The sequence below is a fragment of the Undibacterium sp. SXout20W genome (assembly GCF_049340285.1).
In the GTDB taxonomy this organism is placed as follows: Bacteria; Pseudomonadota; Gammaproteobacteria; order Burkholderiales; family Burkholderiaceae_D; genus Undibacterium.
In genome coordinates this window covers 20,214-34,282 of sequence record NZ_JBMPPH010000043.1, presented here as the reverse complement: position 1 = coordinate 34,282, position 14,069 = coordinate 20,214, and the positions used below count along the sequence as shown (strand labels likewise).

Sequence of the window (14,069 nt, the reverse complement as noted above, 5' to 3'; positions counted from 1 at the left end):
TTGGGTAAGATGTGTGTATGTCATTTCGGGCAACTTTGACTTGGAGGTCTGGAAGGCCGGATGCTACTGCATCTTCCCACCTTTAACCATTTATCTTCAGTTGCACTTCATAGTTGAACTCGCGAGTCATAGATTGTGTCATTCGCAAAAATGAACTAAGTGCGTAATTGGATTTTGAAGCGATGTAGTCGATATCGGTGTATCGTTGAAACACACTATTTCTAGTCATCAACTAATAGGTTTTGTAGGTTTAAATTTTTACAGACTGATCAACTGGCCAATATCACGCACTCATGAAATCGCCTCTGACTTGAGTTCGCCTTGGATACGTAAATATTAATCTGCCACCTCTTAGTACCAACTATCAGCTGGATAATATGATCGTTTTTAATTGCTTTAAACTGGATCTCATGTTCGCGAATTCAATAAATTGATGGAACAATTTGCAGCAATTCCGACTCACTGAAATTTCACCTAACCTTGCCAATTTTTTGAGTTGCCACGAAAAAAAATTGGCGTGGCTCCGGTTAGTCTATATCCAACCACATGCGAGCCATGCAGGCATGTATGCCGATACGCATATAAACGACAATTCTTTATAGCTGCGGAAGTGTATTAGGACAATGTATTCGATTGATAAATGCAAGAGCGATGCCGCGAGCGTCTCTTGCATCATCAGATGTGTGCGGATAACCAAAATAAAATATGAAATTAGTTGCTAATGCTCCTGCTAAATGTGCATCGCAATATTGAAAAATCTCTGCACATTGATTATTTTAATCTCGCTGCAACGGATTCACCGTATCGTTGTCGATTTCTGCATTTGCTGAATTTGCTGCATTCTTATTTGCATTTGATTGAGTTTTTGTTAGCGCGAAGCTTAACTCAGTAATTCGCTATTGTTCATAGGCTAAATCGAACCTATCTGGAATATATTGTTGTGTATATTCAGAAGTTATTGCCTGCGATTTTTGCTTCGAGTAACAATTTTCTGTCAGATTAGCTACGATATTTGTAAAGTTAATTTTCTGAAAATCTTGGTACAGTTGTGTAGCATTACCAATTCTTTCTGCGGGATTTTTTCGTAAAGTACGACGTAATAATTCTGCTATCGGATGTGAAATTAATGCTGCAGGAATTGGCATTTCTACGTTACTCAAATGTCTGTTAAAGAGTTCAGAAATCGTTGTTCCTGAAACAACGGCTTTACCGGTAAGGCATTCCAGGACTAATAGTCCCCAGGCATAAATATCCATCTTTACCGTTGGTGGCTCTCCGCGCAGTTGTTCTGGCGCACTATAGGCTGGGGAACACATGGCATCTTCGACCAGCGTGCAGTTTTGGAAGTCTGTACATCGATCTTCAGCGACGAGACTTGCGATCCCAAAATCGAGAATTTTTACATGGTTTCGCGTACCTGTTTTGCTGATCATAATGTTCTGTGGCTTTAAGTCACGGTGTGCAATACCGTTAGCATGTGCACATGTCAAAGCATCCAAGACTTGCCCCATAAATTCACCAGTTTCGAATGCGCTCAACGAACCTTGCCGTATTAATAGATCTCTCAGTGTCTCACCTGGAACAAACTCAAAAATGGCGAATAATTGTCCGTGGTCTGTTTTGCCACGGTCTAGTAGCTTAACAATATTCGGATGATGGAGGCGCGCACATAGTGTTGTTTCCCGCTCAAAATTCTGCATTAGACGACATGACTTTTTACGATATTCTGATTCATTGATGTCGCTTTTTTCTGCGACTGTATGAAACAATTTGAGTGCAACGACTTGTCCGGTATTTTTTTGAATCGCTTTGAACACACTGCCTGAGCCACCTTCACCGAGTTGAAGAATAAGTTGGTAGGGATTATGTTCTTGGCTTGTCAAAACAGTTTCCTGTAAAGGTTTAGTGGTATTGATAAGCGACATGTCGATATTCCTCAAAAATTCAATGGTGCGTCTTTCTTGTGCTTCGAGTGGGATTTGTCTTCCCACAGCAACTCTAAACGAGGTTTCTGAACTATCAACTCGAGTTGGGATACTCGCTCTTATACTCACCCTTGTCGGTGGTTCTAAAGGTACTTATTGCAGGCGTTAGCCTGGCTTCAAGTTGCTTTCCTCGATTGATTTCGACCGCAATCGATGCGAAGCGAGCTTCGCCACGACGGCGTTCGATAACATCGAGTAGATCAGACTGTTCTGGAATTTGTCTTGCGAGCTGACCGCGCGCGCGAAATAGCTGCATGTTCAAATGCGGCGGCTCCACGCCCAGCATTTTCGACAGTTCTTCAACGCTGACCCATCCTTGTGCGCTTTCTTCGATACCACGTTGAATGTCTTCAATTCTGCGCCTGGCTAGGGTAAGCAAGCTATAGTGGTGTGTGCGTTCACCCAAGTCGATTGCTTTTCCAGCTGCGGTGACCGCCAAAGCAACGTGCTCCTCGTTGAGACTGACTTGAAAATAAAAGGTGGCATTGGAGGCGAGTGGATAGATATAAGCGCTGATATCTATCGTATCGTCTTCTTTTTTCGGGTTAAAGAACTGCCATCGTTGCGACGCAATTGAGATAACGTCCCCATCTATCAGGACTCTACTGTCTACGTCGTTCTGTCATATCCATAACCCTTGGGATGAAAGATGGATGGAGGTCAACGGATCGGTTTCATTAGGTAGAAACTGTACCTTATTTAATGTTATCGCTTCGCAATCTTGATCAATTCGCAGCAATAGTGGTACAGGTGTCGCTACATTCTCCACGATCCAGCAATGGCTGGAACTGGGCGAAAAACGTATTCTTTGTCCAGTGAAGAGTTCAGTGATGGTGTTCGTTACAATGCGTTTGTCATTGATAAAAGTGCCATTGCGGCTGTGGTCAAGAATTTCCCAGTGCTGACCAATCCAACGAATCACTGCGTGAATCTGTGAGGCATCAACGCTGGTTAAGACAGTATCTGCTTTGTCGACATTACGCCCAAAGACATGTAAAGCTCGTAGATGAAGAATTTGCTGAGTTTTTTCTTCCCGTAGGATCATTTTATTTCCGACAACGTTAATTGTTCACAATCGTGGGCTTGCCGTCTTGGTACTGAATGCTCTTAAGTCAGCCGTCGATAAACCTTATCTGCAAAAAAGCCTTTGGTTACTGATGACTGAATTTCTGTGAGGCGAACGCCATCTTTGGAATTAGTCTTAATAAGGTTGACGCCGATATGCATATGAACTGTCAAACGAAAACCTACCAATCCAAGTACCCATGCGACTCCGGCACCAGTACAAATTTATGTTTCTGACGCTCATATGTACCCGAGGCTGCGTTCTTACAATTGATCCGTGCTATCGCTTCATTCCAGATTTGAAGAAGTTCAATACTTATTTATCGAGGAAAAAGGGCATGGTCAGCGATTTGCGATTTTGCGATTTTTTGCATTCGCCTGCATCTGTATTAAATCCGCTGATCCTATCTCCACTGACTTTTTCAATTGATCCATAAAGCATGCCGTCAGTTGCTATTCCAAAATGGCGACGACATATCCGCCTGCTGTCTTCTCGTATCATGGGAATGTCACTTCATTTCGGACCTATGACGGTAAAGTCATTACCAGATCCTTCAAACTATTTGTAATTACGCCTGACTATCTACACTTAACATTTGCAAAAGCATTTACTTTTTTGGACTAGCAGGCTTTTTGAGAAGAATAAAAGCGTTACCTACAAAAATCATTCCAATCCCCAACGCAACACGTGCTGTCCAAACATAGTTTTCGAAAAATGTCGAAATAAGCAGCGCTACAACCGGGAAAATAAGGTTCGCGTAGGCAGCACGTTCAGGACCGACACGAGTCAAAAGCGTGAGATAAAATCCATAGGCGAATACTGAGCCAAACAAAGCTAAATAGGCGAGGGATGCAATGTAAGTAAAAGAAAAACTGAAAGAAAAAGTCTCGTTACGAGCTAACACGTAAAAAATTAAAAATATTGCGGCATAGAGCATGCCGAAAGCGTTTGCATGAACGACTGATAAACCCGCCTTTTGATTGCGAACAGAAATAATATTGCCCATGGATGCGCAAAATGTTGCTGCCAAGCAGATGACTAATCCCAAACTAGCGTCAGTTTTTATGTCAAATGAAATCAGATCATTCCAGAAAATCATGCATAGACCAATCAGGCCAATGCAAGCGCCAGTGATGAGTTTTAGTTCGGGTTTGCGTTTGAGAAAAACAAATCCGTTGACCATATTCATGATCACGATAGTCGAGAATACAATTGCTTCTAAGCCTGAAGTGAGGTAAGCGCTGGCGGCGTAAAGTAGACTGAGATTGACAGCGAATAATAGCAAACCGAATAAAGCCATAAACAGGTGATCTTTAATAGAATAGCGAAACGGCATTTTTCGCCACCAAGACCATCCGAACAAGATTAAAGACGCAATAAGCAGGCGATAAATGACAGAAAATTCAGGTTTGACATAGGTTACTTGCAACTTGATTGGAAACCAGGTTGATCCCCAAATTAATATAGTTGCGAGATATAACATCAAATTGATTCGGCTCTGTTTTGATAGACCGTTAGTTTTGGTGTTCAATTTTTCAATTGTGATGGACATGGTATTTTCCCCTGGTTATTTTTTGCAATGATTGGTGGTCTAAACGTCTGCTAACGCGGCATGCGCATTTCGATTTGATCGTAATACCGATTCCACTCTCAGAAGTCCATCAAGCAAAATCGCTTGCTCGCGCGCGAACGTGAGACGAAATCCACCGACCGTACCAAATACTTCGGCGGGTATTAATAAGACGCCGGCGTTTAACGCTTGACGACAGAACTTCCATGATGACCGACCATCCAAGAGGTCAAACCATGCAAATGGAGTACCCGCTGGTTCCACCATTTGAATATACGAAGAATTTTCTTGTGCCCACCCTTTCAGCAGTTCAAATCCTGCGGTACGCAAACGGTGATATCGAGATAGATGGCGTTGGCGGTCCTGCAAAACATTCTCTGCTAATCGTTCACACAATACAGAATTGCATATGGACGTATAACGACGATAATTGACTACGGCATCAACGATTGCGCGGGGACCACAAAGCCAACCTGTTCTCAATCCATGCAAACCATATATTTTTGAAAGACTAGATACGGAGATCGCTCGCTCATACAGCCCGACAGCGGATTCATTAAAATCAATCAAATATTCTTCATCGCAAACAAGATAGGTGCCATGGCGCGATAGAAGTTGAACAATCTCCAAAAGATTTTTACGACTTAATTTTTTTCCGGTCGGATTGCATGGCGTATTAAGAACGAGCAATTTTGGTGCTGCAGTCAATGCCTTTTCCAAACTGTTCATGTCAATCTCATGATTAATACCGTACTCGAGTGCAGTCACCTTGCACCCCATACTTCTCGGTACACTCCATGATTGCTGCCAACCTGGACGAAACGTTATCACTGAATCACCACTCTCCAGAAGAGTACGATAAATCAGATAGAGCGCCTCTTGAGAACCATTGGTAATAGCAATTTCATCGATAGATCTGCGGTACAAATTTCCGACTGCGCGTCTTAGTGACACGGATCCTTGGTCTTGTGAATAGTCCAAAACTGTAGAAAGATCAACGCCGATATCCGCTAACTTCTGGCACTGGATGTTACTTTCGCCGAGGTCAATTGCATGTTTTCCGTATGCCTCATGAAAACACCACTGTTGCATTAAATATTCTTCCATCGTTTTTCCCGAGTTATTAATTTGAGAAGAGGCACTTAATTCACATAGGCGCCATTGACCTTAGCAACTTAAAAAAAAGAGATCGAATTACGCAAGGTTTCCATGCGCTTTTTCTTCGAATTCTTTTCCATACCAACGCTCTTCCCAGCGGGAGAATGCTACGACGACGATATCGCGATAACCACTTCCGTTTTTCTCAAGTGATTTAATTTCGGTGACATCATGAAACATGGTTCGGTCATTCAGTAATGCTGCCTCACCTTCAAGAAGAGTGTATTTGTAAAAAGGTTCACCGACGCCCCCCAACGCGAGCAATCGCATTTCAGCACCTTCAATACGGTGGCGATTGAAAACTAAAATACCAACAAACTCATGCCCGTCCTGATGTGGTCCTTCTGGCACGGTGATTCCTGCCAGATCGGGTCGTACAATGACACGGTACTGATGAACGTTAATTTGCCACTCAGATTCTGTATCGAGTGGAATTGATCGAGCACAAAATTCGATCTGTTGAGTAATGTCTATCTTAAGAGGTTCATAGTTGCGTTCGATGCCTCCAGCAACTTTGTTATATTTTGAAAAGGTCATATAAGGGCGATGCGGAAGACGTGCAAATTCCCAACGATCTTTAGAAAACGTCATTCGATATTGCGCGAAGCGACGGGTTCGGTTGCCACTTCCAAGATAAATATCTGGCCCAAGATCCGAAAAGCTCTCTATAACTTTTTGAGATGCCTTTGGAAATTGGATAATCTTAAAACCGCTTTCATTAAGTGTCATATGTTGACTTTCTGAATTGGTAGACAGTGACGGTGACCAGTGACAGTGACAAAAATTGTTGCCACAAATAGTGACAAGCAGATGTTTGAATTAGCGGTGAATAGCCACTTTTTTTGAAAAATGTGTCAACAGCGCGTCTAAGTAGTGGCCTGATGAATTAAGTCGAATCAATGCGCCAATCGCAATTTCAAGACCTATTGCGGGATCAGAATCGATTAAAGGGGAGATGACATTGTTCATCCATCCATTTGCCTGTTCAGCATCAATATGAATATGGAGCTGATGATATGCGCTGCCAGTTGTTGACAGTCCATTGCGGTTCCATACGGCTACAAAATGCTAGAAGCGCCGAGGAGCAAGATATTCGGTAACACCGAAATATCCAATAGCCTTGTAGTAATGTCGACGTGACATCGCCAAGCAAGCGGAGATATTTCCGGAGGCCTGCGCCTCAAGCATCATATTTGATCTGATATAGCTGATGTCTACGTTTAGTTCCTCCAATGCGCGGCTAAACAAAACAGTGTGTACATTTTCCACATTGCCATTTCCCATCTCGTCGAAATAGTTACAGGCAAGTTCCATTTTTTCTATACCGTGCAAGCCAATTTGTAGCATCGCTAAGATGTCATCAAAGCGTGGATCAAGGTTTGTTTCCTGGGCAAGGAAGAATGCAAGATCTTCCTTGCTCGCTTCATTTGCCAAATATTGGTTGTAGAGTGGGTGAATGGAGGAAGTATGGGCCGAAATTAATTTTTTCAGCCATTGAACGTACGCAGCGCCAGTTATCGGATACGCCTTTAGTTCCTCCACCCGAATCAGTGCTAGCTGATTCTTCATAATGCCACCCTCGAGGATGGCGGAAATGCTTCTTAAGATCGGCTGAGTTTCAAGATCGACAGACTGCAAACTCGCGCTACTAAAGTCGTATTCATAAATAAATGAAAGAATCTGGTGCATTGATGCCAATGCATCGGAATTACTTTGATCATAAGCCGCTTCTATTAATGTGCGACATTCGTCACCGATCTTTCTTTGCAACTCATAATCTGTGTTTGCAGAGATCCAATCTGAGGCACTTGCATCTAACATCCAATTAAGCCAATTCAATAATTCTGCGCCACCTTCATACACAGCAGACGTACGCTTTGCACGGATAGAAGTATCAATACTCATTTTTACAAATTCCATTCTTAAAAAATTAAATTTATTAAAAAAATCTCATTGAATACTTCGGTACCAAGTCACCACGTTCATGGCTACATCTGGTTTTCCTTGTGTATGACTAGTTCGATGCAGCGTACTTCAGCGCAATTCAAGATAATTCAAGATAATTCAACAATATTATTTTTATTGCATTAGTTGAATTGTAAGTATTATCTATTCAATTCTTCTTCGTGATAATCTGCTATCTTTGAAAAGGACTTGTGCGTCATGCGCATTAATAACCAACTTGAGCATTTGGCTGACATGGCTGTCTTTGCGAATGTGGTGAACTGCGGTAGCTTTTCGGCGGCTGCCCGTCGGATGGGCGTTTCACCATCCTCGGTAAGTCGACAGGTTGGGAGATTGGAATCGGTTCTTCAGATTCGACTTTTGGAGCGTACGACGCGTAAGCTGCGGCTAACTGACGCTGGCACTGTCGCTTATTCACGTTGCCAAGATATGCTGGCATCGGCACGCGAAGTCTTCGCACTGAGTGATACTCACACCGCAATGCCCCGCGGAACGGTGCGTGTAAGCATGCCTAAGGCAGTAGGATTTCAGTTGATTCATCCTCACATGAGCGATTTTTTACAGAAATATCCTGACGTCAATGTCCAAATGATGGTCACAGATCGTAACGTAGATTTATTTGAAGAAGCGATTGATTTAGCTATTCGGGTCACCGATTCACCACCAATCGGTTTAACCGGACGAACACTGATGCAGATTAAGCATCTCATTTGTGCTAGTCCGCTATATCTCGATAAATATGGAATCCCGTCACATCCGCGCGATTTGGCACATCATCAATGTCTGTATCTCAGTGACGATGAGCGTCACTGTCAATGGCGTTTCGCCAGATCTGGGGAAGTGCATAACGTCAAGGTTAGCGGACGCTATGCGGCGAACCACAGTGAAATTAGACTTCAAGGAGCACTTAGTCACTTAGGTGTCGCAAGTCTTCCAGAGTTCACTGCGCGCAGAGCAATTCAAAATGGCGAATTGCAGCTTTTACTTCCTGATTGGGAGCATCAATCACATCAAGGGGGAACAGTTTGGTTGCTTTACCCTTCCAATCGCTTTCTTCCTAGCAAACTACGTGTGCTTATCGATTATCTGGTTCAGAAATTGCACTAAATTTAGTAATCGCGCACCGCAATTATCCCGAAACATTGAGGAAAGAAAATCCGTCTGTACTTCTTTATTTCTTTGTATTCCTATTTTTTCAACACTTAATCACTGGATCGATGTTGGCGGTTCGGAAATGCCTCTTAGATAAGTTGCCTTTGAGATGTCTTTAGAATTGCAATGCAAATACAGTAATGCAAATACAGTAATGCAAATAAAGATCCCTGTTCACTGGCGACATGAACAGGGATCTTTTATCAGCTAAATGACCCACCAATGACATTTATGCGAGATGACGTAACTCACGTAACGCAACCGACACTGGCGCCAAATCAGCGGATTGTGCATTAATGAGTGTGAGCAAACCAGTCAAGCGGTTAATTGCCGCCGCATTGCGGGCATGCCATGTCGGCAGATCTTCCTGACGCGATAGCAAGCCACGGGTGATTTGACTCGCAATCGAATACACATCATCACGGGCACTGCCACGTGCCTGAGTTTGCCATAAGGTTTCAGTTGGCAATCGATTGATTTGTGTACGCCAGCCGCTTAAACCTAATTGATCATCAACACCAAAATATGCACGTGCAACTTGTTCCAGGCTAGCGTCAGAGCTCGCTGCCAGATCAACCAAATCAAGTGCCGGGAAAATATATTCCAGTGCACTTAAATTTTGTGCCAGGCTTGCTTCTACGCCAGCGCTGACCAGTGTCTCTGCTTCACGTTGCCATGCCGCATGTGCGTTAACTGGCAACCAGTGATCGAGTTGCCCGCGCAATTCACGCGCCGCCGGTTGGTAGCGTTGAATTAAGGTTGGCATGTCGGTGCTTTGAGAGCGCAGGCGCAAGATCCAGCGTGATGCACGTTGGGTAATAGCGATCAGTTTTGATAACAAATCCAATTGCAGGTTAGAAGCGACCTTGTAATCAAGGATATCGATCTGATCCCACAATCCCTCAAGATCAAAAATTTCACGTGCCAACGTAAATGCACGAATCACATCAGCCGCATTGGCACCCGCTTCTGAGGCAATAAAATTAACAAAGGTTGCACCAGCGCGATTGACGACGGTATTGGTAATGTAGGTGGCGATGATTTCAGGTTTTAGTGGGTGGAGGCTAATCGCATCTGCAAATCGTTCAGACAAGACTTGTGGGAAGTACGCCTTGAGCGCACGGCTGAAGAATGGATCATCCGGCAAATTGCTGGCGACCAAATCATCAAACACGGACATCTTAGCGTAGGCCAATACTACAGCACCCTCCGGTGCGGTTAAGCCTTGCTTGCCGGCTTTACGATGCAGAATTTCATCATCGCTTGGTAGGTACTCAATTGCGCGGTTTAAGCGTCCTTGCTTTTCTAATGACTGCATCAGTCGCTGCTGACCATCAAGGACATACAATGGACGGTGAACAGCGATGTCCAGGGCCTGCGATTGATAGTAGTTGTCAGTCAATACCAGATGACCCACTTCGTCTGTCATCGATGCTAACAAATCATTGCGTTGCTTCAGTGTCAGGTCGCCAGCTTCAACAATGGCACCCAGCAAAATTTTGATATTCACTTCGTGATCGGAGCAATCAACACCAGCGGAATTGTCAATCGCATCCGTGTAGATACGACCACCTTTTTGCGCGAATTCGATTCGGCCATTTTGCGTACAACCCAGATTGCCACCTTCAGCCAATACTTTACAGCGTAAGTCGTTACCGTTCACCCGGAAAGCATCACCGGCTTTATCACCGACCTGGGCGTGCGTTTCAAATGTGGCTTTGACATAGGTACCGATACCACCGTTGTAGAGCAAATCGACCGGCGCTTGCAGAATCACGCGCAACAACTCGACGGGGGTTAATTCTTCAGGTTCAATGCCTAAAACGGTACGCGCTTCAGGGCTAAGTTTGATCGATTTGGCACCGCGTGGATACACGCCACCACCCGCAGAAATCAGAGACTTGTCGTAATCGTCCCAGCTCGACCGCGGCAAATTAAATAGCCGTTGACGCTCAGCAAATGACACGGCGACATCAGGTGAAGGATCGATGAAAATGTGACGATGGTCGAAAGCTGCAACCAGTTTGATGTGTTCAGATAACAGCATACCGTTACCAAACACGTCACCTGACATATCACCAATACCGGCCACCGTGAACGCCGTATCTTGTGTATTGACACCGAGTGAGCGGAAATGACGCTTTACTGATTCCCATGCGCCGCGTGCGGTGATTCCCATCTTTTTATGGTCGTAACCAACCGACCCACCCGACGCAAACGCGTCGCCGAGCCAGAATCCATAGTCCGCCGAAACACCATTCGCAATATCGGAAAAGGTTGCTGTGCCCTTGTCAGCGGCAACGACCAGATAAGGATCATCGACGTCATGGCGAATGACTTTGACTGGTGGAACTACGCTACCTTTAACGATGTTATCGGTAATGTCTAACAAGCCTGATAAGAAAATTTTGTAGCAGGCGATGCCTTCTGCTTGATAGGCTTCACGATCACTCATTGGTGGCGCATTTTTTAGGACAAACCCACCTTTCGATCCGACCGGAACGATGACGGTATTTTTGACTTGCTGCGCTTTGACAAGGCCCAGAATCTCTGTACGGAAATCTTCTCGACGATCCGACCAGCGTAAGCCGCCGCGCGCCACCTTACCACCCCGCAAATGAACACCTTCAACACGTGGTGAATAGACCCAGATTTCGAATAAGGGTTTAGGTTCTGGTACGCCAGGTACTTCGCGTGGGTTGAGTTTAAAACTCATGTAAGGCTTAAACTCGCCGTCGGCTGTGGTTTGCCACAAATTTGTCCGCAAGGTCGCCATAATCGTGGCAAAAAATTGACGCAAAATTCGGTCTTCATCAAGACTGGCCACATGTGCTAATTGTGCTTCGAGTTGCTCTTTAATATGTTTTTGCGCAACGTCACGATCACCAACAAAATCAGGCTTAAAGCGTGCGCCAAACAATTCGGCGATCAATTGCGTGATGCCTGCATTTTTGTTCAATGCCGATTCTATATACGTCTGGCTGTACGCAAAACCTAATTGCTTGAAGTAGCGTGAGCAAGCGCGTAAGACCGCAATAGAACGTGCATCCAGTGCTGTATTTAAAACCAGGCGATTGAGATCATCGCTTTCCACTTCGCCTTTCCAGGCTTGTGAAAATAGCGTTTCAAATCGGGCTTTAATTGCAGATAAATCCGTATCGGCAGGTAATTGCAGCCCAAGATCATGAATCCATAAATTATCTGCGCCGTTCACGATCTGGTAAGGGTGTTCGTCCAGAACACGCGCGCCCATGTGTTCTAAGACGGGCAGCGAGTCGGATAACGCTACTTTGGTGGTGTTGTAAATTTTGAAGCGCAACATCCCATTGTCTGCATCTAGCGGACGGTAAAGCTTGACTACCATTGCTTGCGCTGGATTCAGGCTGGCTAACATTTCTGCATCTTCCGCACCAACCAATGCAGAAAAATCTTCGCGGTAGGCGGTCGGAAATGCGGATGCAAAGCGATTGGCGAGTGCCAGTCCCTGGCCTTCGCCATGGGTGCGTAATAATTCGGAAGTGCAATCGTCTTCCCAACGCTGTGCAAGTTTGGCGATACGTGCTTCTAAGGCGCCCAGGTTGACATTCACAGGGGCGCGATTTTTTGCTCTGACTTGGTAATGGATGCGTGCCAGCGGACTATCGGTCAGCATTGGCGTAAACTCAATCGATTCGCCATCCAGCGCAAACATCAATTCGTTACCGACTTTGACGCGTAATTCAGTATTGTAACGATCGCGTGGTACGAATACTTGTGCCGATGTGAAGCGCCCAAACGGATCGCGACGCAAGAATAAACGTGTGCGTTGACGTTCTTGCAAACGCAAAATACCGATAGCGTGGTCACTCAGTGTCTGCGTATCAATCTGGAATAATTCGTCGCGTGGATAGTCATCCAAAATGGCTTGCAAGGCTTTCGCTGCATGGCTCTGGGGAACAACACCGGAACTTGCCATGACGGCCGCCACACGTTGTCTTACTTGTGGGATATCGTCGACGGGCGCTGAGTACGCGGACGACGTGTACAAACCCATAAAGCGAGATTCGCCGATGACTTTGCCATCTTCGTCAAAGCGTTTAATCGCCACGTAGTCGAGCCACGCTGGACGATGGACGGTCGAGCGGGTCATTGCTTTGGTGACCAGAACAGTTTCATCGGATTCCATGATCGCCAATACTTCGGGTGGCAGGTAGGCCAGTGAAGTTTGTACTTTGCCGCGCAAAATACCGAGGCCAGATTCAGGAATCGCTACCAGGCTGACTTTGTCGCCATCACGTTTTAAATCATAGTCACGCGCACCAAGGAACGTGAAATGACGATCTTCTAACCAGCGTAAAAATGCAACACCCTCATTGCCACTCTGATCCGGAGCATGTTTTTCGCAATCGCTACACACGCTGTGCACGCGATCCAGCATGGCTTGCCAGTCAACGACGGCGCTCAGCACGTCAGCCAAAACTTGTTTTAATTCTGCAGCTAAGGCTTGTTGTTCAGCGACGCTGACGATGCGATCGCATTCCACCATAATCAATGACTCGACGGGATCGTTTCTGCCAGCGGCTTTGGCTGCTGCTACCGTGCTGACCGACGCAATACCATCTTTCTCATTTCTGCTGACACTGAGCAAAGGATGAACGATCCAGTGCGCGGTACGACCGCTACGATTAATTGCCATGGTGACGGAATCCACCAGGAAAGGCATGTTGTCGTTTACGATTTGTACAATTGTGTGTTCGCTGACGAAGCCATCTTCGGCCAATGTCGGATTGAAGACGCGAATTTTTGGTGTGTGATCCGCTCTCGGCGAGTCTAACAATCGCCAATGCGCATTGGCTTGTGCAAAGAGTGTCGCCGGACCGCGCGCGGTAATTTCGTCAGGGTCGGTATTTTCAAAGTAAGCCGAAATAAAAGGACCTTGACGGTCAGCAGATGGGCCAGGGTGGGCTTGCGCATAAGCGAGCAGCTCAGCGAAGTGCGTTATGGTCATACGTTCTCCTATGGATGGGAAGACACGAGAAAAAACTTAGCAAGATCATTGCAGCGTAGGTGTGCAAGTATCCTCCAATATCGGTTTGGGGACAAATACCTGTGCCATTTTGTTACACGATTTATATGGCTCTTGACGAGTGACAATAATTCATTCTGTATGCCTCTGACGTTTCACTTTGTAGGT

10 protein-coding genes are annotated in these 14,069 nt (G+C 45.2%); 1 reads left to right on the top strand and 9 read right to left on the bottom strand.

Annotated features, from left to right (window positions below; translation table 11 throughout):
* Nucleotides 1-896: 896 nt before the first annotated feature.
* The 8 genes from ACO0K1_RS16830 to ACO0K1_RS16795 form a co-directional block, all read right to left on the bottom strand.
* The gene (locus tag ACO0K1_RS16830) at nt 897-1,925 is read right to left on the bottom strand and encodes a protein kinase domain-containing protein (RefSeq protein WP_423027810.1); all 1,029 of its coding nucleotides are present in this window, start codon (nt 1,923-1,925) and stop codon (nt 897-899) included.
* Nucleotides 1,926-2,019: 94 nt separating this feature from the next.
* A complete protein-coding gene (locus tag ACO0K1_RS16825; protein WP_423027808.1) occupies nt 2,020-2,424 on the bottom strand; it encodes a hypothetical protein in 405 nt (134 codons plus the stop codon).
* A 183-nt stretch (nt 2,425-2,607) separates the two neighbouring features.
* On the bottom strand, nt 2,608-3,030 hold the full coding sequence (locus tag ACO0K1_RS16820) for an FHA domain-containing protein (RefSeq protein WP_423027806.1): 423 nt from the start codon (nt 3,028-3,030) through the stop codon (nt 2,608-2,610).
* 336 nt (nt 3,031-3,366) lie between these two features.
* Nucleotides 3,367-3,552, bottom strand: a complete 186-nt coding sequence (locus ACO0K1_RS16815) for a hypothetical protein (protein WP_423027804.1) — start codon at nt 3,550-3,552, stop codon at nt 3,367-3,369.
* A 106-nt stretch (nt 3,553-3,658) separates the two neighbouring features.
* Entirely contained in the window at nt 3,659-4,534 is an 876-nt protein-coding gene (locus ACO0K1_RS16810) for a DMT family transporter (protein WP_423027802.1), read from the bottom strand.
* Nucleotides 4,535-4,642: 108 nt separating this feature from the next.
* The gene (locus ACO0K1_RS16805; protein WP_423027800.1) at nt 4,643-5,728 is read right to left on the bottom strand and encodes an aminotransferase class I/II-fold pyridoxal phosphate-dependent enzyme; all 1,086 of its coding nucleotides are present in this window, start codon (nt 5,726-5,728) and stop codon (nt 4,643-4,645) included.
* 87 nt (nt 5,729-5,815) lie between these two features.
* Nucleotides 5,816-6,508: a 2OG-Fe dioxygenase family protein gene (locus ACO0K1_RS16800; RefSeq protein WP_423027798.1), complete on the bottom strand. Its 693-nt coding sequence runs from the start codon at nt 6,506-6,508 to the stop codon at nt 5,816-5,818.
* Nucleotides 6,509-6,847: 339 nt separating this feature from the next.
* On the bottom strand, nt 6,848-7,684 hold the full coding sequence (locus ACO0K1_RS16795; protein WP_423027796.1) for an iron-containing redox enzyme family protein: 837 nt from the start codon (nt 7,682-7,684) through the stop codon (nt 6,848-6,850).
* A gap of 258 nt (nt 7,685-7,942) precedes the next feature.
* On the opposite strand from ACO0K1_RS16795, the gene ACO0K1_RS16790 reads away from it, so the two are divergent.
* Nucleotides 7,943-8,851: a LysR family transcriptional regulator gene (locus ACO0K1_RS16790; RefSeq protein WP_423027794.1), complete on the top strand. Its 909-nt coding sequence runs from the start codon at nt 7,943-7,945 to the stop codon at nt 8,849-8,851.
* 274 nt (nt 8,852-9,125) lie between these two features.
* Here the strand turns inward: ACO0K1_RS16790 and ACO0K1_RS16785 are convergent, their stop codons facing one another.
* Nucleotides 9,126-13,883, bottom strand: a complete 4,758-nt coding sequence (locus ACO0K1_RS16785) for an NAD-glutamate dehydrogenase (protein WP_423027792.1) — start codon at nt 13,881-13,883, stop codon at nt 9,126-9,128.
* Between the last annotated feature and the right edge of the window lie 186 nt (nt 13,884-14,069).